Raw genomic sequence first — 23,627 nt, forward strand, 5'->3', positions numbered from 1 at the left:
GGCCTCCTAGGTCGGGGCCTGCCCGCTTCTGCGCCGCCTGGGCGGGCACCCGTTCCACCGGGTGTGCGCGCGGGTGAACGCGGCCGTTTCCGAGTACCCGAGCCGGCGCGCGGTCTCCTCGACGCTGAGACCGGAGTTCAGCAGTTCGGCGGCCAGGGTCGCGCGGACCTCGTCGAGCAGCGTGCTGTTCTACGCGTCGGCCAACCGCGACCCCGCCAAGTTCGCCGACCCCGACCGGTTCGACATCCACCGGGACACCACCGGGCACCTGGCCTTCGGCCACGGCCTGCACTTCTGCCTGGGGGCGCATCTGGCGCGCCTGGAGACGATCACCGCGGTCGACCACCTGCTCGACGAGGTCGACGGCCTGGAGCTGGCCGGGCCGGTGCGGTGGGGTACGACGCCGTCGCTGCAGGGCCCGGCCTCGGTGCCCGTGCGGCTCAGGCGGAACTAGCGGGCTGAGGCGCCGGCCGCGTTCCGCTCGCTCTACTCCCAGGCCCACCCGGCGATCTCCGGCACGTCCTCCCCGTGCTCGCGCGTGTAGGCGCGGGCGGCCAGACGTGCGTCGGCCATGCGCTGACGGAGCACCGCGGCCCGGCTGGCCAGCCCGTCCACCCGGTCGATGACGTCCATGACCAGATGGAAGCGGTCCAGGTCGTTGAGCATCACCATGTCGAACGGCGTGGTCGTGGTGCCGCGCTCCTTGAAGCCGCGCACATGCAGGTGCGGGTGCACGGCGCGCCGGTAGGTGAGCCGGTGGATCAGCCACGGGTAGCCGTGGTAGGCGAAGATCACCGGCTTGTCGCGGGTGAACAAGGCGTCGAACTCCTTGTCCGGCAACCCATGGGGATGCTCGGATTCCGGCTGCAGGCGCATCAGGTCGACGACGTTGACCACGCGGACCGCCAGGTCGGGCAGTTCCCGGCGCAGGATGTCGACGGCGGCGAGGGTCTCCAGCGTCGGGACGTCTCCGGCGCACGCCAGCACCACGTCGGGCTCGCCGTCCCCGTTGCTCGCCCACGGCCAGATGCCCAGCCCGCGGGTGCAGTGCGCGATCGCCTCGTCCATGCCCAGATAGGTCGGCTCGGGCTGCTTGCCGGCGACGATGACGTTGATGTAGTCGCGGCTGCGCAGGCAGTGGTCGGCCACCGAGAGCAACGTGTTGGCGTCCGGCGGCAGATACACGCGCACCACCTCGGGGCGCTTGTTGGCGACCAGGTCGATGAACCCGGGATCCTGATGCGAGGCGCCGTTGTGGTCCTGCCGCCACACGTGCGAGCTCAGCAGGTAGTTCAGCGACGCGATCGGCCGCCGCCACGGCAGGTCGCGGCTGGTGGACAACCATTTCGAGTGCTGGTTGAACATCGAGTCGACGATGTGCACGAACGCCTCGTAGCAGTTGAACAGCCCGTGTCGGCCGGTCAGCAGATAGCCTTCCAGCCAGCCCTGGCACAGGTGCTCGCTCAGCACCTCCATCACCCGGCCCTGCGGGGAGAGGTGGTCGTCGCCGGGCAGTGTCTCGGCCAGCCAGGCCCGCTCGGTCGTCTCGAACACGGCGCTGAGCCGATTGGACGCGGTCTCGTCCGGCCCCATCAGGCGGAAACGATCCGGGTTGCGACCGATGACGTCGCGCAGATACCCGCCCAGTATCCGGGTGGCCTCGTGACGTTCGGCGGCCGGTTGGGAAAACTCGACCGCGTAGTCGCGGAAGTCCGGCAGGTCGAGATCGCGCAGCAACAGGCCGCCGTTGGCGTGCGGATTGGCGCTCATCCGGCGGTCGCCCCGGGGCGCGAGCGCCCTGAGCTCGGGCCGCAACGCACCGTCGCCGTCGAACAGCTCCTCCGGCCGGTAGCCGCGGAGCCATTCTTCGAGTTGCGCCCGGTGCTCGGGATTGTCGTGGGTGTCGGCGAGCGGGACCTGATGCGAGCGCCAGGTGCCCTCGACCTTGTTGCCGTCGACCACCTTGGGCCCGGTCCAGCCCTTGGGGGTGCGCAGCACGATCATCGGCCACACGGGTCGCTCCAGCTGGTTGCCCCGGCGCGCCCCGGCCTGGATGTCGGCGATGTCGTCGAACGCGTCGTCCAGGGCGGCGGCCAGCTGCCGGTGCACGTCGGCGGGCTCGTCCCCGGCGACGATGATCGGCCGATAGCCGTAGCCGCTGAGCAGCGAAACCAGTTCCGGCGTGGGGATCCGGGCCAGCACGGTCGGATTGGCGATCTTGTAGCCGTTGAGGTGCAGGATCGGCAACACCGCCCCGTCGACCGCCGGGTTGAGGAACTTGTTCGAGTGCCAGCTGGTGGCCAGTGGCCCGGTCTCGGCCTCGCCGTCCCCGATCACGCAGGCGACCACCAGGTCGGGGTTGTCGAAGGCCGCACCGTAGGCGTGCACCAGGCCGTAGCCCAGTTCACCGCCCTCGTGGATGGAGCCCGGCGTCTGGGCGGCGACATGGCTGGGGATTCCGCCCGGAAAGGAGAACTGCCGGAACAGCTTTCGCAGACCTTCGGCGTTCTGGTCGATGCCCGTGTACACCTCGCTGTAGGTGCCTTCCAGGTAGGCGTTGGCCACCAGACCGGGGCCGCCGTGACCGGGCCCGGTGACATAGATGACGTTGGCGTCGCGGTTGCGGATGATCCGGTTCAGGTGCGCGTAGATCAGGTTCAGCCCGGGGGTGGTTCCCCAGTGGCCGAGCAGCCGGGGTTTGACGTGGTGGGCTTCCAGCGGTTCGGTCAGCAGCGGGTTGTCCAGCAGGTAGATCTGCCCGACCGACAGGTAGTTGGCGGCGTGCCAGTACTTGTCGATGAGGGTCAGTTCGTCGTCGGACAGCGATTCGGGTACGGCTGGGGTCATTGCTCCGGTTTCGAGACTCACCCGGCCGATTGTCCACGCCTCAGGTGAACAGTGCCTACTCGTCGCCGCGGGCCCGGGCCTCGTAGGCCCGGCGCCCGGCGACGTCGACGTCGTCGGTGAAGACGTGTTCGCCGCCGAGCACCCGGTTGATGCCCTCGGCCAGCGCGCGGGGCATGAACTTCTGCGACGCGATGATCGCCCCGGCCAGCCTGGTGACCCGCACCCGCGGTTTCGGTGCGGCCACCAGTTCGACGATCGCGTCGGCGATGTCGGCCGGCTCGGCGTTCTTGATCCCTTTGGCACCCGACGTTCCGGCGACGAGTTCGGTGTTGACGAACGTCGGCATCACGACCGAGAACTTCACCCCGGTCCCGCGGTGCTCGATCCGGGCCGCGTCGGTGAAGCCGATCACGGCATGCTTGCTGGCGCAGTAGGTGGCCGCCCCGGCCAGGTAGGTCTCCCCGGCCAGCGATGCGACGTTGATGACATGGCCGCAGCCCCGGGCGGCCATGCGCTGCGCCGCCAGCTTGCTGCCCAGGATCACCCCGTAGACGTTGATGTCGAGGATGCGCCGGGTGACGGCGTCGGGCTCGTCGACGATGCGGCCGAGCGGCATGATGCCGGCGTTGTTGACCAGCACGTCGACCGGGCCGAGCTGGCGCTCGACCTCGTCGAGGAAGTCAGCGAACGAGTGCGGGTCGGTGACGTCGAGCTTGCCGTAGACGTCGAGGCCGAGGTCGGCGCCCGACTCCTTGACCCGCACCTCGTCGACGTCGCCGATCGCCACCCGGGCGCCCAGCTTGTGCAGGGCCGTGGCGGTCGCCAGCCCGATGCCGCGGGCGCCGCCGGTGATCACGACGACCTTGCCGCGAACCTTGATGCCGACGGATGCCGTGTCTGCCATGTGATGAGCACAGCACTGTGGGCCCTTCGGCGCAATCGGCGCTCAGGACGGGGCGGTGGGCGGCCGTTGCCGCAGTATCTGTTCGGCCGTGCGCCGTCCGCTCACCAACGCGCCCTGGATGGAGGCGGTGTCGCGGTGGTCGCCACACCACCACAGCCCCTCGCGGACGCGCACGGGGCGGCGCACGCGCAGCGGCGGCGGCTGAGCCGGTAACGCTTCTTGGACGACGTGTCGTTTCAGCAGCCGCCAGTCGCGCCCGTCGGCGCCGAGGACGTCCGCGGCGTGCCGCCGTGTCGTGCTCTCCTCGGGCGCCGCACCGCCCGCCGTCAGCAGCGCCGACGCACTGATCAGATGGCGTCCGGGCGGGGCATAGCTGGGCGCGGCGGCGCTGATGACGGCGGTGTTGAGCACCGGCCCGGGGGGCCGGGGCCGCCCGTCGACCCAGAGCATCGACAGTGAGCTGGGCGCCTCGTCGGCGGCCCACCAGTCGGTCACCACGCCGTGCATGACCGGCGGCCGCGGGTGACCGGTCAGCGCCGCGGCCGCCACCGGATCGGTCGCCACCACGACGTCGCGGGCGCGTACGACCGCGTCGGGGCCCCGAACCGTCCACCGGCTCCCGTCGTGCTCGACGTGAGTCGCCTTCTGCCCCAGGGTGATCCGGCTCTGCAACGGCGCGGCGAGTTGTTGCGGCAGCGCGCGCATGCCGTCGGCCGGCAGGCCGGGCACCCCCAGCACGAACATGCGGGCCAGCAGCAGGCAGAACGCGTTGGAGGTGGCGCCGGTGTCCTCGAGCACGACACCGGCGAGGAAGCGGTCGACGACCCGGCGCAGTTCACCGCGCGCGCCGCAGCGGTCCAGCCGCTCGCGCACGGTGCCGTCGCCGTGCCCGGATTTGACGGTGTGCGGTCGCAACGCCCCGGCCGCCCAGCGCCCGAGCCCGAACGCTTCGCGGGGCCGGATCATGCCCGAGGCGAGCATCTTCGGTATCCGTGCCGGCTCGCGCAGCGGATGGGCCAGCACCACCGAGTCGCGCTCGCGGCGCACCGCCACCCCGGCGGCGAACGGTCGCAGGCGCAGGGCGTCGAGGTCGACGCAGGCTTGCAGTTCGGGATAGGCCGGGTTGAGCACCTGGAAGCCACGGTCGCACCGGAAGCCGTCGACCACATCGGTGCGGACGCGGCCGCCGACGTCGTCGCCGCCCTCCCACACCCGAACCTCGCGGCCCGCGGCGGCCAGCACGCCGGCACAACGCAACCCGGCCAGGCCCGCGCCGATGACCAGCACCTCGACGTCATCGTCGGTCACCACGTCACCAACCCATCGATCCGGGAACGCCTTTGAACGGACCGGTGATCCAGCTGGTGATCCAGCCCCCGTAGAAATCACCCGGTTGGGGCACGACGACCTCGCCGTTGACGGTGCACCGGTCGACCCGCGACGCCATCACCGCGACCATGCCGGCGATCGACGCGAACGCGGGTGTCGGGCTTGGATAGGTCCACGCCGCCTTCGGGGCGACGGCGTTGCCGCCGACGACGTCGTAGTAGGCGGCCTGGCCCTTCCATTCGCACCACGAGCTGCCCGACGCCAGGCGCAACGCCCCGGCGGTGAACGCGTCGCGGGGAAGGTAGTAGGTCGGCGGGTGGCTCGTTTCGAGCACCCGGAGGGCCCGCGAGGCCGACGCCACCACCTCACCGCCCAGCTCGACGGTGATGGCACCGCTGAAGGGTTCGATCCTGGGCGGCCGGGGGTAATCCCACACATTTTCCCGCTGCGGGGCGTCCCGTTCGCGTTGGCGACTCATGCCCGGCTCCCGGGGCGGGCGATCACGTCGCGGGCCGGCAACACGAACCCCACGGTACGCCGGGCGGACGCGTGCCCGGCTGGATCACCGCAGGCTCAGCCAGACCAGGCTGGCGCCGCCGACCACGGCGCAGTAGATGGCAAACGGCGTCAGCGTGCGGGTCTCGAAGTAGCTGGTGAGGTACCGCACGGCGAAGTAGGCGCTGACGAACGACGCGATGCTGCCGGCCACGACCTGGCCGAAGATGCCCTCGCCCAGGGGCCCGAACAACTCCGGGATCTTGTACAGCCCGGCGGCCAGGATGATCGGCGTCGCCAGCAGGAACGAGAAGCGGGCGGCGTCTTCGTGCGACAGGCCGCGCCACAGCCCGGCCACGATGGTGATGCCCGAGCGGCTGATGCCGGGGAACAGCGCGAGGATCTGGGCGCAGCCGATCAGCACACCGCGGCCCAGCGGCAGGCGACCGAGCCGGTCGTCGACGGCCTCGCCGCCGTGGGCCTGCTCCGCCTCGGCGGCCGGGCCCGCCGGTGCGGGCGCGACGCGGCGCCGCAGCACCTCGCCGGCATAGAGGGCGAAGCCGTTCAGCAGCAGGAACGCCGCCGCCGGGATGGGTTTGCCCAGTGTCGTGCGGAACGTCGATTCCAGCAGCAGCCCGGCCAGCCCCACCGGGATGGTGGCCGCCACCAGCAGCCAGGCCAACCGCTCGCCCGAGGTCTGGATGCGGCGATGCCGTAGCGACGACACCAGTCCGGCCACGATGCGCACCCAGTCCCGCCAGAAGAACACCAGCAGGGCGGCGGCGGTCGCGACGTGCAGACCGACGATGAAGGCCAGATACGGCGACTTCGGGGCGGAGACGTTGAGGTCCTGCGCCCATCGCCCCCCGATCAGGGCGGGGACCAGCACCGAGTGGCCGAGGCTGGATACCGGGAACAACTCGGTGACGCCCTGGAAAGCGCCGACCACCACGGCCTCGAGATAGCTCAAGTGCGCGCTCACGCCTGGGATGCCCCCCATCGGCTCCATCGGAATTGTGTCGACAGGTACGGACGCGCGCACCGGCCTGTGACGTTAGTCGACGCCGCCCGCACCCGGTCCATCGACCGGGGATCGCGACGGCGCATCGAAGCCGGCGACCGGCCCCGACTGTACGGTGTGCAGATGGCCGACGGGTTGCTCGACGCCGTGCGCGTCCTCGACTTGTCCACGGGAGACGCCGACGCGGTGACCCGCCTGTTCGCCGACCTGGGCGCCGACGTCCTCAAGGTCGAGACGCCCGGCGGGAGCCCGGCACGCGAGGCGCTGCCGACGCTGGGCGGTGCCGGCGTGTCGTTCGCGATGCACAACGCCAACAAACGCGGCACGGTGCTGGACCCGTACGACGACGGCGACTGCGACCGCTTCCACGAACTGGTCGCGGCCGCCGACATCGTCGTCGACAGCGGCCCGGAAGGGCTGGCCACCGCGTTCGGGACCTCCGCCGCGCAGTTGGCCGCCCACCACCAGCAGCTGGTCGTGGTCTCGATCACCGACTTCGGGGCCGCGGGCCCGCGGGCGTCGTGGCGGGCCACCGATCCGGTGCTGTACGCGATGGGCGGCTCGCTGTCGCGGTCGGGGCCTCCCACCGGCACCCCCGTGCTGCCGCCGGACGGCATCGCTTCGGCCACCGCCGCCGTGCAGGCCGCCTGGGCCACACTCGTCGCGTACTACAACCGGTTGCGTTGCGGCACAGGAGAATACATCGACTTCTCCCGGTTCGACGCCGTCGTCATGTCGTTGGATCCCCCGTTCGGGGCGCACGGGCAGGCCGCGGCCGGAATCCGTCGCGTGGGGCGCTGGCGCGGGCGTCCCAGGAACCAGGACGCCTACCCGATCCATGCCTGCAAGGACGGCTACGTCCGGTTGTGCGTGATGGCGCCGCGACAGTGGCGCGGCCTGCGGCGCTGGCTGGGGGAGCCGGAGGCCTTCCAGGACCCCCGGTACGACGTGATCGGCGAGCGGTTCGCGGCCTGGCCCCAGATCAGCGTGCTGATCGAGGCGTTGTTCGCCGATCAGACCATGGGAGAGCTGCTGGCCGCCGGCCAGGAGCACGGGGTGCCGATCGCCGCGGTGCTGACGCCGTCGCAGATCCTGGCCTCCGACCATTTCGAGGCGGTCGGCGCGATCACCGACGCCGAGCTGGCCCCCGGCGTGCGCGCCCGGGTGCCGAGCGGCTACTTCGTCGTCGACGGGCAGCGCGCCGGGTTCCGCACGCCCGCACCCGCGGCCGGGCAGGACGAACCGTACTGGCGCGCCAACCCGGCGGTGGTGACGTCGCCGTCCGGCCGGGTCGGCGACTATCCGTTCGCCGGGCTGCGCATCCTCGATCTGGGCGTCATCGTCGCCGGCGGCGAGCTGAGCCGGTTGTTCGGCGACCTGGGCGCCGAGATCGTCAAGATCGAAAGCGCCGACTATCCCGACGGGCTGCGCCAGGCCCGCGCCGGCGAGGCGATGAGCGAGTCGTTCGCCTGGACCCACCGCAACAACCTGGGTCTCGGCCTGGACCTGCGCAGCGCCGAGGGTAACCGGATCTTCCGCCGCCTCGTCGCCGAGGCGGACGCTGTCTTCGCCAACTTCAAGCCGGGAACCCTTGCCGCCCTTGGGTTTTCTTACGAGGAACTGCGCGCCGTGAACCCGCGTGTCATCCTCGCGGAGAGCAGCGCCTACGGCGACAGCGGGCCGTGGAGCGCCCGCCTGGGCTACGGCCCGCTGGTGCGGGCCACCACCGGCGTCACCCGGCTCTGGACACCGGCCGACCCCGACGAAGCGGACGGGACCGCCCGGCACGCCTTCTACGACGCGACGACGATCTTCCCCGACCACGTGGTCGGGCGCGTCACCGCCATCGCGGCGCTGGCGGCGCTGATCCACCGCGACCGGACCGGCGGCGGGGCACGCGTGCACATCTCCCAGGCCGAGGTCGTGGTGAACCAGCTCGACACCCTCTACGTCACCCGGGCCGCGCTGTCCGCGGGCCTGGCCCGAATCCGCGAGGACACCGCCCTGCACGCCGTCTACCCGTGTGCGGGTGACGACGAATGGTGCGTCATCTCGATCCGCGACGACGACGAATGGCGCTGCATAGCTTCGGCTTTCGACCGGCCGCAGTGGGCCGATGACGCGCGCTTCGCCACCGGCGAGGCGCGCCTGGCCAACCGGCGCGAGCTGGTGGAGCTGGTCTCCTCCTGGACCCGCACCCGCACCCCGGCGCGGGTCGCCCAACTGCTGCAGTCGGCCGGGGTCGCCGCCGGACCGATGAACCGCCCCCCGGACCTCCTCGAGGACCAGCAGCTGCGGGACCGGAAACTGTTCGCCGAGATGGTGCATCCGCTCATCGAACGTCGGCTGCCGGCCGAGACCGGCCCGGCCCCGTTCACCCACATTCCGCCGGCCCGCCAGCGCCCCGCGCCGCAGCCCGGGCAGGACACCCGCGCGATCTGCCGGGAGCTACTCGGCATGAGCGACGCGGAGATCGAGCGGCTGATCACCGACGGCGCGCTGTTCGGTCCGGCGTGACGCCGGGCGGGTCATCGGCGGCCGCGGGCGTTCGCCACGCTAGGCCGAAGTTACTGCGGGTTTTGAGGTGGTTTGGTGGCTTGACATGCGGTATTGGGCTGTTTGACATTTTGAATGTAGTCAAAATACTGGTGTGTCGCACCTGGTAAGTGGACCGTGATCAGCTATATTGCTGATTATGTCGCGCGGTCGTGGGAAAGTTCACGTAGTCAAAGTTCGGCGGTCTCATGTGAATAAGCAAGGCCAGCAGCGTGATTACGAATCGGTGTATCTACGCCGCACGTTCCGTGACGGCGCTAAGGTCCGCAACGAGACGGTGGCCAACCTGTCGATGTTGCCCGCAGAGACGATTGCCGCGATCGAGGCTACCTTGAAAGGCCAAACACTGGTGGCGGCGGGCTCGGAGTTCGACACCGTCCGTAGCTTGCCGCATGGGGATGTGGCGGCGGTGGCGGCGATGGCGGCCAAGGTGGGTATGTCCGCCCTGCTGGGTCCGGCATGCCGGTCACGGGATCTGGTGTTGGGGTTGATCATCTCCCGGGTGGTTCGGCCGGCGTCCAAGCTGGACACTGTGTCGTGGTGGGCTGACACCACCTTGGGTGCTGATCTGGGTATCGCTGGCGCGTCCACCGACGAGATCTACGCCGCGATGGACTGGCTGGTCGGGCGCCAAGACGGGATCGAAAAGAAATTGGCCGCCAAACACCTTGACCCGCGCGTCAACCCCTCGAAGATGGCGTTGTTCGACCTGTCGAGCACGTGGATGACCGGCAGCCACTGCGAGCTGGCGGCACGCGGGTATTCCCGGGACGGCAAAAAAGGGTTGCCGCAGATCAACTTCGGGGTGCTCGGTGACCGGGAGGGCCGTCCGGTGGCGGTGCGGGTGTTCCCCGGCAACACCGCTGACCCCACAGCGTTCACCAAGATCGTGGCCGATCTGCAAGACACGTTCAAACTCGATGATCTGGTGATGGTCGGTGATCGGGGCATGATCACCACCGCCCGCATCAACGCCCTGCGTGAACTCAACGAAGCGGGTGCGAGTTTCGGGTGGATCACCGCTTTGCGCAACCCGGCGATCGCCGCGCTGGCCGCCGACCAAGGACCCTTGCAGATGAGCCTGTTCGATCAGCAGGACCTGGTCGAGATCGCTCACCCCGACTATCCCGGTGAACGCCTGATCGCCTGCCGCAACCCGGCATTGGCTGACCAGCGTGCCCGCAAACGTACCCAGCTGTTGGCCGCGACCGAGAAACTGCTAGAACCCCTCACCAAGCGGGTGGCAGCCGGCCGGCTCGCCGGGGCCGCTGACATCGGCAAGGCGGTGGGCAAGGTGTTGGGAAAATACAAGATGGCCAAGCATTTCCACACCACCATCACCGACAGCGGTTTCACCTACCACCGCAACCAACACAACATCGATGCTGAAGCCGCCCTCGATGGCATCTACGTGATCCGCACCAGCGTCGACGCCACGGAACTGACCCCAGCCCAGGTGGTGGAATCCTACAAAAACCTGGCCAACATCGAACGTGACTTCCGCAGCATCAAAACCGACGACCTGCAAGTGCGCCCCATCCGCCACCGGCTGCAAGACCGCGTCAAAGCCCATCTGCTGATCTGCATGCTGGCCCGCTACCTGCTCTGGCACCTGCGTAAAGCCTGGGCGCCACTAACATTCACCGACGAAAACCCGCCGGTCCGGGACAATCCCGTAGCCCCCGCACAGCGCAGCACCGACGCCGCGGCTAAAGCCGCCACCAAACAAGACGCCCACGGCCACCCCTTACGGAGTTTCGCTGGCTTACTCCAACACCTCAAGACTTTGACCCGCAACAGGATCCGCTACCACAACACCGACATCGAGATCGACAAACTCGCCGACCCCACCCCCGAACAACGCCGCGCATTCGACCTCATCGAAGCCACCATCCCCCTCACCATCGCCGCATAGCCAGGTAGACAAACACCACACCACCAAACCCGCCAAAACCCCAGCTCAAACCAGGAAAACCCCTACCAAAGCAGCAGTAACTTCGGGCTAGCCTCGATTTTTCGTGCGGGTGGGGTTCGGGGGTGCTGAGCCATGAAGATCGCTGAGCGATAGCGATTTTGGGCTTGGGGTGTGTTTGGCCGTCCCGTGTCGCCGGGGTGGGCGGGCTTTCCTATGGCCGGTGGGTCTTTCGGGTCGTCGGGGCGGGTTTGCGGTGGTCAGGGGAAGGCGGCGCGGATGCGCTGCCAGGCGGTTGCGATGGCACCGGCCCAGCGCCAGGTGGCGTCGATGCGCAGCCGTAGTTGGCGGGCGCTGCGGGTGATGCGGGCCGCGACGTGTAGGACCCGGTAGCGGAAGGCGGTGATCTCGCAGCGGGCCAGCTGCGGGGCGTCGGTGAATCCGATCAGTTGGGCCCAGGCGACCAGATCGGCGGCGGCCAGGACGATTTCGAGCCAGGCGGCGTTGGACTGGAAATCATGACAGGGCAGGTTGGCCAGGCCGGCGGCTTTGGCTTCGCGGATGCGGTCCTCGACGCGGGCGTGTTGGCGGTGGCGCAGTTCCAGACCGGCCAGCTGCCCGGGAACCATCCCCGGTGGGGTGTCGGTGATGAAGGCGGTCACCCGCATGCCGTCGATGTCGGTGAAGCGCAGCTGCGCCCCGGGGTGTGGGCGTTCTTTGCGCAGCACCAGCCGGGTCCCGGCAGGCCAGGCCGACAGGTTGACCAGGCCGGTGGCCTCGGCCACCCACGCCCCGTCCCGGATCTGCCCATCGGAGTCGATCCCCGGATACCAGCCATCGCCGAGGTTGAGGGTGTCCACGGCGTCCTGGACCCGGGCATCGACGGGAAACCCGAAGGAGAACCCGACCCCGTGATCGCGGCAGGCCTGGGCAAACTTGTGGGTGGCTCCGGCGGAATCTGAGCGCACCACCACCGCCGGCGCGGCCGGGTTCTGCGGGCCGGGACGCCAATCTGCCGGCAGCGAATCCAAAGCCTGCTGAAGGACCGTGATGTGATCGGCGGCGGTGTTGGATCCGGCGTTGCCTTTGCGCAGCAGCCCGGCCAGGGCCTCACCGCCGGCGATCTGCGGGCGGTCCAGAAACGCCAGCAGCGGGTGATGGCCGAACGACTTCTTCCACGTCGGGGCCGCCTGCGCCTTGTTGTCGGAATGGTCGATGACCAGCGTGGCGTCGATGTCGATGTACAGCGGCACACCCGCCGGGGGCGCGGCCCCGGCCGCCCAGGCCGCCGCCCGCGCCGATGCCCGCGCGGTGCGAACCTTCGGCAGGTGCGCGGCATCGATGCGATGGTCAACGAGCCGCCACATCGTCGTTGTCGAGGCCTTGGCCCCGAACGCATGCTCGCGATCTCCACACAACTGGCCGACCCCGTCGATGCAGTCCGCCCCGTCGGCTACCGCCGCGGCAAGATCGGCGAACACCGCACCCGGGGCATAGGTCCACGGCCCCTTGTAAGTATCGGCCAACACCGCCGTGACCTGCGCGGATAACCCGGTCAGATCGGCCAGTTCCCGCAACAGCCCCATCCCGGCGTGCGACACCACCCCGCGACCGTCCGCCGATACTTTCACCCGCCGCGCCACCGCGATACTCTTCACGTGCGAAGTGCCTTCCGCTCGCCATATGGAAACCTAGAGAATTCCCATTATGCGTTGCAGGACAGGCACTTTCGCGCATCAACACCCAGCTACTTCGGCATTCCGCGAAAAATCCGGGCTAGGTTCGGTCTATGACCGTCGACCCCAGGACACCGGTGTTGGTCGGCTACGGCCAGGTCAACCACCGCGACGAGATCGACCCGCAGCGGCGGTCCGTCGAACCGGTGGACCTGATGGCCGCCGCGGCCGGGCAGGCCGCCGAGGCCCGGGTGATCGAGGCGGTGGACTCCATCCGCGTGGTCAACGTGCTGTCGGCCCGCTATCGCGATCCCGGCCTGCTGCTCGGGCAGCGGATCGGCGCCGCGAACTTCACCACCCTGTACAGCCCGATCGGCGGCAACGTACCGCAGACGCTGGTCAACCAGGCCTGCCGGGACATTCAGCGGGGCAGCGCCGGGGTGGTGCTGCTCGCCGGCGCCGAGACCTGGCGCACCAGAACCGGGCTGAAGTCGCAGGGCGGCAGGCTGGTGTGGACGGTGCAGGACGAATCCGTGCCGATGGCGGAGGTCAGCGGCGAGGACGTCCCCATGGCCGGCGAGGCCGAGCTCAGGATCCGGCTCGATCGCCCGTCGTACGTCTACCCGCTGTTCGAGCAGTCGCTGCGCATCGCGGGCGGCGAGTCGATCGAGGACCACGCCGAGCGGATCGGGCGGCTGTGGGCCCGGTTCAACGCCGTCGCGGTCGACAATCCGCACGCCTGGATCCGCACGCCGATGACCGGCGAGGAGATCCGGCAACCCGGCCCGCGGAACCGCATGGTCAGCTGGCCGTACACGAAGCTGCTCAACTCGAACAACATGGTCGACCAGGGGGCCGCGCTGGTGCTGACCTCGGTGGAACAGGCAAGGCGCCTGCAGATCCCCGCCGAACGGTGGGTGTACCCGCACGCCGGCACCGACGCCCACGACACCCCGGCCATCGCCGAGCGCGACGAGCTGCACCGGTCGCCGGCCATCCGGATCGCCGGGGCCCGGGCGCTCGAACTGGCCGGGCTCGGCATCGACGACGTCGACTACGTCGACCTGTACTCGTGTTTCCCCTCGGCGGTCCAGGTCGCGGCGGGCGAACTGGGGTTGAGCATCGACGATCCGTCCCGCCCGCTCACCGTGACCGGCGGGCTGACCTTCGCCGGTGGCCCGTGGAGCAACTACGTCATGCACTCCATCGCCACCGCGGCCGAGCTGCTGGTGGCAAACCCCGGCCGGCGGGCACTGATCACCGCCAACGGCGGCTACCTGACCAAGCACAGCATCGGTGTGTACGGCACCGAACCGCCGGACGAATTTCGTTGGGAGGACGTCCAGGCGGCGGTGGATCGGGAACCGACCCGCAAGGGGTTGGTGGAGTGGGACGGCGTCGGGACCGTCGAGGCGTGGACGACACCGTTCGACCGGGAGGGACGGCCGGAGAAGGCCTTCGTGGCCGTGCGCACACCGGACGGGGCGCGCAGCCTGGCGGTGATCGCCGATCCCGACGCCGCGGCGGCGACCGTGCGTGAGGACATCGGCGGCGCCGAGGTCGCCGTCGCCGCGGACGGCAGCGCCACGCTGCGGTAATTGTCAACAGCATCGCAGCAGGCCAGGGCGCCGCGGATGCGGTAACGGTCGCGTAAGTGACGGCGACGTGCCTATTGTCGAATGTGACGTTGGGAGGGGTGAGCCCGGTGCAGATCCTGGTTACCGACGCCACCGGCGCAGTCGGGCGGCTGGTCGCGCGCCAGCTGCTCGCTGCCGGGCACAGCGTCACCGGTATCGCCGAGCGCCGGCACGCCGCCCTGGACCCGGGGGTGGAGTTCGTGCGAGCCCCGCTGAGCGACCCGGTGTTGCAGGATCTGACCGACGAGGCCGACGCCGTGATCCACCTGGCCCCGGTCGATCCCACCGCACCCGGGAACGCGGACATCGACGGGCTCGCCCGGGTGACCGACGCGGCGGCCCGCTCCGGGGCCCGCCTGCTGTTCGTGTCCCAGGCCGCGGGCCGGCCCGACCTGTACGAGCCGGCCGAGGCGCTGGTGGCCACGAGCTGGGGCCCGACGTTGGTGGTCCGCGCCGCCCCGCCCGTCGGCCGCCAACTCGACTGGACGGTGTGCCGCACCGTGGCCACGCTGCTGCGCGCCAAGGTCTCCACCCAGCCGATCCGGGTGCTGCACATCGAGGATCTGGTGCGTTTCCTGGTGTCGGCGCTGAACACCGACCGGACCGGTGTGGTGGACCTGGCCACCCCGGACACCATCAACGTGGTCACCGCGTGGCGGCTGCTGCGGTCGGTGACCTCGCGGTCGCGTCTGCATCGGCTCCGCGGCTGGCCGCAGCTGGCTCCTGAACTGGATATCTCCGCGGCGCAAGAGGATTGGATGTTCGAGTGCGGCTGGCAGGCGTTCGACACGATCGCCGACACCGCGCGCGGGCTCGTCGGCCGCCGGCTCGACGCCACCGGTGCGCCCGACCACGGGAGCCAATTGCCGCTGCCCGTCGAGGTTTTGCCGCGCCCGCCGGCCGACGAGTTGCCCAGCGCCGCACCGGAGGGCATCGAGGGCGAGTTCGACGACCGGATCGACCTGCGGTTCCCGGTCTTCAGCGCGAGCACTCTCGCCGAGGCACTGCCCGGGCCGCTGACGCCGATCACCTTGGACGTCCAGATGAGCGGCCTGCGCACGGCCGGCCGGGTGCTGGGACAGGTGCTCGCGCTCGGCGGCGTGGTCGGCGACGAGTGGGGGAGCCGGGCCGTCGCGGTGTTCGGTCACCGGCCCTACGTCGGGGTATCGGCCAACGCGCTTGCCGCCGAACAACTTCCGGGCTGGGACCGGGAGGCGGTCGTGCGGCGCACGCTGGCCGGCCGGACCCGGGTGCGCAACCTGCTGCCATTCGGCGAGCCGCAGTTGGCCCGCGGGGCGCTGGGCTCGGTCGCCAAAGCGGTCGTCGCGGCGCGGTCGCTGGCCCTGTTGCGCCACCTCAAGACCGACACGCAGGCCTACAGCGCGGCCGCCGGGGCGGAGCACCTGGACGCGGCGCAGCTGGCCGCACTGCCGGATTCCGCTGTGGTCGTTCGGGTTCCGCTGTTGCGGGACCGCATTCACCAGGGCTGGACCCTGACGGCGCTCTGGCTCATCGACACCGGCGTCACGGCGGCGGCGCTGGAACACACCCAGGCGGGCAGCAGTGTGTCCGGCATAGGCATGATCATGGAAAGCAACCGCATCGCAGCCGAAACCGCCGAACTGGCCGCGGTGCTGCGCGCCGACCCGCCGTTGTGCGCCCTGGCCCGGGAGGGCAACGTCGGCAGCATCCGCGCGTTGTCTCCTTCCACCGCAGCCAAATTCGATGCCGCCCTCGCGCGGATCGGGCACCGCGGGCCCGGCGATGCCGAACTGGCCGGGCGGGTCTTCGGCGACGATCCGGAGATGCTGCTGCGCACCGCCGCCCAGTTCGCCGCCGCCGCGCCGCACGACCCGACGGCATCCTCGGCGACCCTCGCGCAACGCCTCGCCGATGCCGCCCGCGGCTCGCGGGAACTGGCCCACGACACCACGCTGCGATTCACCCACCAGCTTCGGCTGACGTTGCGGGAGTTGGGATCTCGGCGTGTCAACGCCGACCTGCTCGACGTCGCCGACGACGTGTTCTACCTGACCTGCGACGAACTGGTCAGCGTCCCGGCCGACGCCCGGTTGCGGGTCAAACGCCGCCGGGCCGAACGGGACCGGTTGCAGGCCCAGCGCCCGCCGGAGGTCATCGACGGAAAGTGGGCGCCCGTCGATCAGGGCTCGGACTGCACCGACGCCCCGGCGGAGAACGACTGATCGCCTCCCGCTCAGCTCAGACGTCCGCGCAGGGTGAGCGCGTTGCGCACGGCGTGGCCGCCCAGGTCGTTGTTGAAGTACATCCACACGTCGCGGCCGTCGTCGTCCCATTCTGTTAGCTGCGCCGCCCACCGCCGCAACTCCGCTTCCGGATACGAGCCCGCATACATCGCGTCCGGGCTCGGCCCGTGCATCCGCACGTACACCAGATCCGCGGTGGCCCGAGGGATACACGGCAGACCGGCCCCGCTCATCACCACGTAGGCGGCCCGACGGCTTTCCAGCAGCGCGAACACCGCCGGGTCGTTCCAGGTGGGGTGCCGCAACTCGACGGCCACCCGGATCGACGCCGGCATGCCGCGCAGGAAGGCGTCCAGGCGCGCGTCATCGCGCTGCTGTCCGGGATGCAGTTGGACCAGCAGCACGCCGTGGCGGTCACCGAGCAGGTTCCAGCAGCGTTCGAACCGTTCGATCCAGGGTTCCGGCGAGGCCAGCCGGCGGTAGTGAGTGAGCCCGCGGTGCGCCTTGACCGACATGGCGAAGCCCGCGGGCAACTGATCGCGCCACGCCGCGAACGTCGAATCCTTCGGCCACCGATAGAAACTCGCGTTCAGCTCGACGGTGTCGAATACCTCGGCGTAGCGCGTCAACCGGCGTGCGGCCGGCAGGCCGGGAGGGTAGAGCACGTCCACCCAGTGGTTGTAGGACCATCCGGACGTGCCGATCCGAACGGTCACCGCCGGGTCAACCGGTCACCTGCCGGCGCACGTCGTCATCCAGCGACACCCTGACGAGCGCCGCCGCCAGCCGCGAACTGCTCCGCGGCGCAAGGCCTTTGAGCTTGCCGGGCGTGGCGGGCAAACCGAGCCTCTTTGCCGCACCGGTGGCGCGGTCGTCGTAATACGGCTGCACCCACGGCCAGACGTCTTGCACCTCGCGCAGGTAGATGTCGGCGCCGGTGTCGCCGATCCCCTTGAACTTCTTGAGCAGACGCTTTGCCGCGGCGGCGTCGTGCTCGCTGCGCTCGGCGAGCTCGCGCAGGTCACCGGAATAGTCGTCGCGCACCTTCTCGGCCATCTCGGTCAGCCGGGTGGCCGAGCTTTCGTCGTAGCGGGCGTAACTCGCTCTGCCGAACGCGTCGATCATGGTCTGGCGATCCGATGCCAGCACGGCCCGGGGCGTGCGCAGGCCGGCCTTGAACAGTTCCCGTGCGGCGCCCATGGCGATGGACGCATCGATCGGCTTGCTGGCGAGCATGCACAGCACCAAGAGCTGGAACAGCGGCATCGGCTTGTCTTCGAGCTTGATGTCGGCCTCGGCCGCATAGGTGGTCCCGGCGACCCTGAGCAGCCGGCGCGACACTTTCTTCGGCTCGTCCATACCGCGTCGCGTACCCGCACCGTGCCCGGGCAAACGACGCCGGTCATTTGGGCGGCAGGCCGCGCGCGGTCCGCACGCCGGCGCCCTCGACGCGCAGCCAGCCGCGAGTTTCCCGCCCGGCCATCACCATGGGGCCGACATGTGCGCGCCCCGCCAGTTGGTCGGTGTCGCCCGGCGGCACCCGCACCAGCAGCCCACCCTGGCCGCTGACGGCCACGCACATGTTTCCGTCGATCAGGAACGCCAGACCGCCGAACATCCGTTTCTCCTCGATACCGCGCTCGGCGCCGAGGAGTTCGCGGATCCTGTCGGCCAGGTCCTCGTCGTAGGGCATGGGCGGGTCTCAGTCCAGATCGACCCGGATGGTCAGCAGGTCGCTGCCCATCAGGCGCACGACCGCGCTGTTGAGGCGGGGCAGGTTCCCCAGCCGCTGCACCGGGTCGTCGTCGGGTAACAGGTGAGCCGTTCCGTTGCGCCATTCACCGCCGAGGCGCACCCGGACGGCCGGGTTGGCCGTGATGTTGCGGACGTAGTCCGAATGCTCGCCGTGTTCGGAGACCATCCAGAAGCGGTCGTCCTCGACGCGCCCGCCGACGGCGGTGCGCCGGGGCTTTCCCGGTGTGCGGCCGGTCGTCTCGATCATGGTCACCGGCAGCTGCCGGCCCACCGGGTTGACCACCAGCCGCTGCACGCGATGCACGATCTGCCGTTTGAGGTTCACGGCATCATTGAACGCCGGGCGTGACGCTGATGTCACGCCCGGCGGTCGGATCAGGCCGCCTGCGCCGCGATCCCGGTCACCGGTTCGAGCGCCTGCGCGACGATCTCGGCGACGTCGACCATCGGCCGCACGTCCAGGGTTTCGAGCACCTCGGCGGGCACGTCATCGAGGTCCGGCTCGTTGCGCGCCGGGATGAAAACAGTTGACAGGCCGGCGCGTTGGGCGGCGAGCAGCTTCTGCTTCACCCCGCCGATCGGCAGCACCCGTCCGTTCAGGGTGACCTCGCCGGTCATGCCGACGTCGGAGCGGACCTGACGTCCGGTGGCCATCGACACCAGCGCGGTCACCATCGTGACGCCGGCCGACGGGCCGTCCTTGGGCACCGCGCCGGCGGGCACGTGCACGTGGATGCGCCGGTCCAGCGCCGACGGGTCGACGCCCAGCTCGGCGGCGTGCGATCGCACGTAGGACAGCGCGATCTGTGCCGACTCCTTCATCACGTCGCCCAACTGGCCCGTCAGAACCAGCGCGGACTCGCCGGCCTTCTCCGATCCAGTGGCGCCGGCTTCGATGTAGAGGACGTCGCCGCCCAGGCCGGTGACGGCCAGGCCGGTGGCCACACCGGGCACCGCGGTCCGTTCGGCCGACTCGGGGGTGAACCGCGGGCGGCCCAGGTAGTCGACGAGATCCGGCTCGTCCAGGATTTTCCGGTCCTCGGGCCCGCCGTCGGCGATCTTCGTCGCCACCTTGCGCAGCGCCTTGGCCAGCAGCCGCTCGAACTGCCGCACCCCCGGTTCGCGGGTGTAGTCGGCGGCGATCTTGCGCAGCGCGGCGTCGGTGACGGTCACCTCGTCGTCGCTCAGCGCCGCCCGGTCCCGCTGCCGGGGCAGCAGGTAGTCGCGCGCGATGGCCACCTTGTCGTCCTCGGTGTAGCCGTCGATCTCCACCAGCTCCATGCGGTCCAGCAGCGCCGACGGGATGTTCTCGATCACGTTGGCGGTGGCCAGGAACACGACGTCGGATAGGTCCAGGTCCAGGTCCAGGTAGTGGTCGCGGAAGGTGTGGTTCTGCGCCGGGTCGAGGACCTCGAGCAGCGCCGCGCTCGGGTCACCGCGGTAGTCGGAGCCGGCCTTGTCGATCTCGTCCAGCAGCACAACGGGATTCATCGAACCCGCCTCGCCGATCGCGCGCACGATGCGGCCCGGCAAGGCACCCACGTAGGTGCGCCGGTGCCCGCGGATCTCCGCCTCGTCGCGCACCCCGCCCAGGGCGACGCGCACGAACTTGCGGCCCAGCGCCCGCGCGACGCTCTCGCCCAGCGACGTCTTGCCGACGCCGGGCGGACCGGCCAGCACCATCACCGCGCCCGAGCCACGCCCGCCGACGACCTGCAGCCCGCGCTGGGCCCGGCGCGCACGCACGGCCAGGTATTCCACGATGCGGTCCTTGACGTCGTCCAGCCCGTGGTGGTCGGCGTCCAAAACCTCCCGCGCGGCCTTCAGGTCGGTGGAGTCGTCGGTCTTGACGTTCCACGGCAGGTCCAGCACGGTGTCCAGCCAGGTGCGGATCCAGCCGCTCTCCGGGCTCTGGTCGCTGGAGCGTTCCAGCTTGCCGACCTCGCGCAGCGCGGCCTCGCGCACCGTGTCGGGCAGGTCGGCGGCCTCCACCCGGGCCCGGTAGTCGTCCGAAGCGTCCGCCTCGTCCTCGCCCAACTCCTTGCGGATGGCCGCGAGCTGCTGGCGCAGCAGGAACTCCTTCTGCGTCTTCTCCATGCCCTCGCGCACGTCCTCGGCGATCTTGTCGTTGACCTCGACCTCCGCCAGGTGCGTGCTCGTCCAGTCGATCAGGACGCGCAACCGCTCGGCAACGTCCACGGTTTCCAGCAGCTGCCGCTTCTGCGCGGCGCTCAGGTAGGACGCGTAGCCGGAGGTGTCGGCCAGGGCCGAGGGGTCGGTCAGGCCGTTGACGTAGTCGACGATCTCCCAGGCCCCGCGCCGCTGCAGCATGGCCAGCAGCAGCTTGCGATACTCCGCCGCCAGGGCCTTGACCTCGTCGGTGGGCTCAGCCGGGGCGACCTCGGTCACCTCGACCCATACCGCCGGGCCCGGCCCGGAGGCCCCCGCCCCGATCTGGGCGCGGCGCTCACCGCGCACGACGGCGGCGGTGCCGCCGCCGGCGACGCGGCCGACCTGCAGAATCTTGGCGATCACCCCGTACGAGGGGTACCGGTCCTGCAGCCGGGGCGCGATCAGCAGCTGCCCCGACTCGCTGGCCTGGGCGGCGTCGATCGCCGCGCGTGCGGCCTCGTCGAGCGCGATCGGCACCGCCATTCCGGGCAGCACGATCGTGTCGGTGACGAACAGCACCGGAACGGACATGGCGTCGGCCATCGAATCCTCCAAAAGTTGAGTCTGTTACGCTCAACCCCGGTCGGCCGCCGGTTTGTTCCCGGCACGGCCCACTTCGCTCGGCGTGATGCCGCACACCGCAACGTCGAGCAGGGGTGTATACGAGAGGACCGCTGAGCCGCATAATCGGCCTGTGGCACTGTCACGCCCCGCCCTGTCGTCGCTCGATCCGCAAATCCTCGAGTCCGCGGCCAGGGACCTCGCAACCACCGGCGCGATCTCGTTCCTCGTCGGCGAGGACGCCGTCACGTACGCCGTCGACGGGCCGACGATCCGTGTCGACGACGGGCAGCCCACCGGCGACACCGTCGTGCGCCTGTCGCGGCAAGCCTGGGACGACATGGCCGGCCAGGTCCGCACGATCATGAACCTGTTGCTCAGCGACGACCTGGCCTTCGACCGGGGCGGGTTCGAGCAGCTGGCCGACTGGGACCCGGTGCTGCGCTACCTGCACGCCGGCATCCCGCCCTACGATCCGGCGCGAACCGACCTCCAAGGGCGTGACCCGTTCGCCGCTTACACCCTGGACGCCGAGGACGCCGAACTGGCCGCGCAGCTGCGCACGATGGGTTACCTGCACGTCAAGGGCGTCTTCACCGGCGCGGAGATGGAGGCCGCCGACCGCGAGGTCGACCGCCTCGCCGCGGCCGCCCGCCCCGGGGACGACCTGTCGTGGTGGGTCACCGGCGAGGACGGCGACGGCGTCCTGTGCCGCCTGGTGTACGCGACGCTGCGCTCGCCGGTTCTCGCGGCCCTCGAGGGCGACCCGCGGGTGCGCAGGCTGGGCACCCTCCTCGACCCCGCGCTGCGCGCCGCGCCCGACCGGATGGAGGGCAGCGCGGTGCTGCTCAAGGTGCCGGGCAACACCAGCGGGCTGTCCAACATCCCGTGGCACCAGGACTGCGGGATGGGCGGGCACGCCATCATGTGTCCCACGCTCAGCGTCGGAATCCAGCTCACGGGTTCGGATTCCTCGACCGGCAACCTTCAGGTCGTTCCCGGCAGTCACGGTCAGGCGATCCACTACCGGTGGCAGCAGCGGCTCCCGGGGGTGCCGGTCGTGAGCATCGACACCGCCCCCGGCGACGTCACCGTGCACGTCCAGGACCTGATGCACGCCTCGCCGCGGCCGACCGGCGCCGGCGGGCGCCGCACCATGTACGTCGCGCACTACCCGCCGGCGCTGTGGGAGCACGTCGGGCCGGGCCAGGCCTACAACGACCTGGTGCGCAACCGCACCGAACAGGTCGCGCGCCTGCGGTAGCCCTCACGACGCGACGGGCCCCAGCCGCCGCAGTTGCGTCACGTGCCGGGGCGAAAGCTCCTCGAGGCAGGTGACTCCGAGCAGGCGCATCGTGCGCAGCACCCCTTCTTCGAGGATCTGTATCGCGCGGGCCACGCCGGCCTCGCCGCCGGCCATCAGGCCGTAGAGGTAGGCCCGCCCGACCAGGGTGCACCGCGCGCCCAGCGCGATCGCGGCCACGATGTCGGCGCCGGCCATGATGCCGGTGTCCATCAGGATCTCGGTGTCCTTGCCGAATTCGCGTGCCACCGCGGGCAGCAGGTGGAAGGGCACCGGCGCGCGATCCAGTTGCCGGCCACCGTGATTGGACAACACCATGCCGTCGACGCCGCGCTCGACCACGGCGCGCGCGTCGTCGAGCGTCTGGATCCCCTTGACGACGAGCTTGCCCGGCCACCGCGCCTTGATCCACTCCAGGTCGTCGAAGGTGAGGCTGGGGTCGAACATCGTGCTCAGGTACTCACCGACGGTGCCCGGCCAGCGATCCAGCGACGCGAACGCCAGCGGCTCGGTGGTCAACAGGTCGAACCACCATTTCGGGTGCGGCACCGCGTCGAGCACGGTCCGCAGCGTCAGGGTCGGCGGGATCGTCATCCCGTTGCGGTTGTCGCGCAGCCGTGCGCCCGCGGCCGGGACGTCCACGGTGACCAGCAGCGTGTCGAAACCGGCGTCGGCCGCGCGCTGCACCAGCGCCATCGAGCGGTCGCGGTCGCGCCACATGTAGAGCTGAAACCACTTGCGGCCCTGCGGTGCGGCGGCCACCAGATCTTCGATCGCGCAGGTGCCCAGGGTGGACAGCGAAAACGGGATCCCGGCCTCCGCGGCCGCCCGCGCGCCGGCGATCTCGCCCTCGGTGTGCATCAATCGGGTGAACCCCGTCGGCGCGATCCCGAACGGCAGGGCCGCCGGCCGGCCAAGGACATCCCGGGCCGCCGTCACGTTGCTGACGTCCCGCAGGATGGTCGGGTGAAACTCGATGTCGCGGAACGCTTGTCGCGCCCGCTGAATCGACAGCTCCTCCTCGGCGGCGCCGTCGGTGTAGTCGAACGCCGCCTTCGGGGTGCGGCGCGCGGCGAGGCGGCGCAGGTCTTCGATGGTGTAGGCGGCGTCGAGGCGGCGCCTGGTGCGGTCGAACTCGGGCCGCTTGAACTTGATCAGCGGCGCCAGGTCGCGGACCCTGGGCACCCGTCGCTTGACCGCCATGCCTACCAGTGTGCAACCGGCCGCCCGGGCG

The 23,627-nt window shown here is 70.3% G+C and carries 19 protein-coding genes; 6 read left to right on the forward strand and 13 right to left on the reverse strand.

Annotated elements, in window-relative coordinates; translation table 11 throughout:
- Positions 1 to 6 precede the first annotated feature (6 nt).
- On the reverse strand, positions 7 to 180 hold the full coding sequence (locus tag ACJ512_RS14930) for a helix-turn-helix domain-containing protein (RefSeq protein ID WP_407689310.1): 174 nt from the start codon (positions 178 to 180) through the stop codon (positions 7 to 9).
- A gap of 1 nt (position 181) precedes the next feature.
- Between ACJ512_RS14930 and ACJ512_RS14935 the strand changes: the two genes are divergently transcribed.
- Entirely contained in the window at positions 182 to 454 is a 273-nt protein-coding gene (locus ACJ512_RS14935) for a cytochrome P450 (RefSeq protein WP_407689311.1), read from the forward strand.
- Between the two features lie 32 nt (positions 455 to 486).
- Here the strand turns inward: ACJ512_RS14935 and ACJ512_RS14940 are convergent, their stop codons facing one another.
- The 5 genes from ACJ512_RS14940 to ACJ512_RS14960 form a co-directional block, all read right to left on the reverse strand.
- Positions 487 to 2,868, reverse strand: a complete 2,382-nt coding sequence (locus ACJ512_RS14940) for a phosphoketolase family protein (protein ID WP_407689305.1) — start codon at positions 2,866 to 2,868, stop codon at positions 487 to 489.
- Between the two features lie 34 nt (positions 2,869 to 2,902).
- Complete coding sequence (locus ACJ512_RS14945; RefSeq protein ID WP_407689306.1) at positions 2,903 to 3,751, reverse strand: SDR family oxidoreductase; 849 nt, start codon at positions 3,749 to 3,751, stop codon at positions 2,903 to 2,905.
- A 42-nt stretch (positions 3,752 to 3,793) separates the two neighbouring features.
- Complete coding sequence (locus ACJ512_RS14950) at positions 3,794 to 5,059, reverse strand: FAD-dependent oxidoreductase (RefSeq protein WP_407689307.1); 1,266 nt, start codon at positions 5,057 to 5,059, stop codon at positions 3,794 to 3,796.
- Positions 5,060 to 5,063: 4 nt separating this feature from the next.
- A complete protein-coding gene (locus ACJ512_RS14955) occupies positions 5,064 to 5,558 on the reverse strand; it encodes a DUF427 domain-containing protein (protein ID WP_407689308.1) in 495 nt (164 codons plus the stop codon).
- A gap of 84 nt (positions 5,559 to 5,642) precedes the next feature.
- Positions 5,643 to 6,557 carry an undecaprenyl-diphosphate phosphatase gene (locus ACJ512_RS14960; protein WP_407689309.1) on the reverse strand — a complete coding sequence of 305 codons (915 nt, stop codon included), beginning with the start codon at positions 6,555 to 6,557 and terminating at the stop codon, positions 5,643 to 5,645.
- Between the two features lie 156 nt (positions 6,558 to 6,713).
- Between ACJ512_RS14960 and ACJ512_RS14965 the strand changes: the two genes are divergently transcribed.
- Both ACJ512_RS14965 and ACJ512_RS14970 read left to right on the forward strand, forming a co-directional pair.
- Positions 6,714 to 9,113 (forward strand): CoA transferase, encoded by a 2,400-nt coding sequence (locus ACJ512_RS14965; protein WP_407689312.1) that lies wholly within the window; start codon positions 6,714 to 6,716, stop codon positions 9,111 to 9,113.
- A 178-nt stretch (positions 9,114 to 9,291) separates the two neighbouring features.
- Positions 9,292 to 11,067 (forward strand): IS1634 family transposase, encoded by a 1,776-nt coding sequence (locus ACJ512_RS14970; RefSeq protein WP_461479746.1) that lies wholly within the window; start codon positions 9,292 to 9,294, stop codon positions 11,065 to 11,067.
- A 257-nt stretch (positions 11,068 to 11,324) separates the two neighbouring features.
- On the opposite strand, the gene ACJ512_RS14975 is transcribed toward ACJ512_RS14970, so the two are convergent.
- Positions 11,325 to 12,722: an IS1380 family transposase gene (locus ACJ512_RS14975; RefSeq protein WP_461479747.1), complete on the reverse strand. Its 1,398-nt coding sequence runs from the start codon at positions 12,720 to 12,722 to the stop codon at positions 11,325 to 11,327.
- Between the two features lie 131 nt (positions 12,723 to 12,853).
- On the opposite strand from ACJ512_RS14975, the gene ACJ512_RS14980 reads away from it, so the two are divergent.
- Together ACJ512_RS14980 and ACJ512_RS14985 are read left to right on the forward strand one after the other, a co-directional pair.
- On the forward strand, positions 12,854 to 14,338 hold the full coding sequence (locus tag ACJ512_RS14980; RefSeq protein WP_407688653.1) for an acetyl-CoA acetyltransferase: 1,485 nt from the start codon (positions 12,854 to 12,856) through the stop codon (positions 14,336 to 14,338).
- A gap of 107 nt (positions 14,339 to 14,445) precedes the next feature.
- The gene (locus ACJ512_RS14985) at positions 14,446 to 16,581 is read left to right on the forward strand and encodes an NAD-dependent epimerase/dehydratase family protein (RefSeq protein WP_407688634.1); all 2,136 of its coding nucleotides are present in this window, start codon (positions 14,446 to 14,448) and stop codon (positions 16,579 to 16,581) included.
- Positions 16,582 to 16,592: 11 nt separating this feature from the next.
- Here ACJ512_RS14985 and ACJ512_RS14990 read toward each other — a convergent pair whose 3' ends face one another.
- Genes ACJ512_RS14990 through lon form a run of 5 tightly spaced genes read right to left on the reverse strand, consistent with a single transcriptional unit; the run spans position 16,593 to position 21,072 of the window.
- Complete coding sequence (locus ACJ512_RS14990; protein ID WP_407688635.1) at positions 16,593 to 17,318, reverse strand: DUF72 domain-containing protein; 726 nt, start codon at positions 17,316 to 17,318, stop codon at positions 16,593 to 16,595.
- A gap of 7 nt (positions 17,319 to 17,325) precedes the next feature.
- Positions 17,326 to 17,961, reverse strand: coding sequence for an HhH-GDP family DNA glycosylase (locus ACJ512_RS14995; RefSeq protein ID WP_407688636.1), 636 nt, complete (start codon positions 17,959 to 17,961; stop codon positions 17,326 to 17,328).
- Positions 17,962 to 18,004: 43 nt separating this feature from the next.
- The gene (locus ACJ512_RS15000) at positions 18,005 to 18,295 is read right to left on the reverse strand and encodes a TfoX/Sxy family protein (RefSeq protein ID WP_407688637.1); all 291 of its coding nucleotides are present in this window, start codon (positions 18,293 to 18,295) and stop codon (positions 18,005 to 18,007) included.
- 9 nt (positions 18,296 to 18,304) lie between these two features.
- The gene (locus ACJ512_RS15005) at positions 18,305 to 18,718 is read right to left on the reverse strand and encodes a nitroreductase/quinone reductase family protein (protein WP_407688638.1); all 414 of its coding nucleotides are present in this window, start codon (positions 18,716 to 18,718) and stop codon (positions 18,305 to 18,307) included.
- Between the two features lie 14 nt (positions 18,719 to 18,732).
- Positions 18,733 to 21,072, reverse strand: a complete 2,340-nt coding sequence (gene lon, locus ACJ512_RS15010) for an endopeptidase La (protein ID WP_407688639.1) — start codon at positions 21,070 to 21,072, stop codon at positions 18,733 to 18,735.
- Positions 21,073 to 21,223: 151 nt separating this feature from the next.
- Between lon and ACJ512_RS15015 the strand changes: the two genes are divergently transcribed.
- Positions 21,224 to 22,354, forward strand: coding sequence for a phytanoyl-CoA dioxygenase family protein (locus ACJ512_RS15015; protein WP_407688640.1), 1,131 nt, complete (start codon positions 21,224 to 21,226; stop codon positions 22,352 to 22,354).
- A 3-nt stretch (positions 22,355 to 22,357) separates the two neighbouring features.
- On the opposite strand, the gene ACJ512_RS15020 is transcribed toward ACJ512_RS15015, so the two are convergent.
- Entirely contained in the window at positions 22,358 to 23,596 is a 1,239-nt protein-coding gene (locus tag ACJ512_RS15020) for an alpha-hydroxy acid oxidase (protein ID WP_407688641.1), read from the reverse strand.
- Positions 23,597 to 23,627: the final 31 nt, after the last annotated feature.

This window comes from Mycobacterium cajalii (assembly GCF_045809005.2).
Lineage (GTDB): Bacteria > Actinomycetota > Actinomycetes > Mycobacteriales > Mycobacteriaceae > Mycobacterium.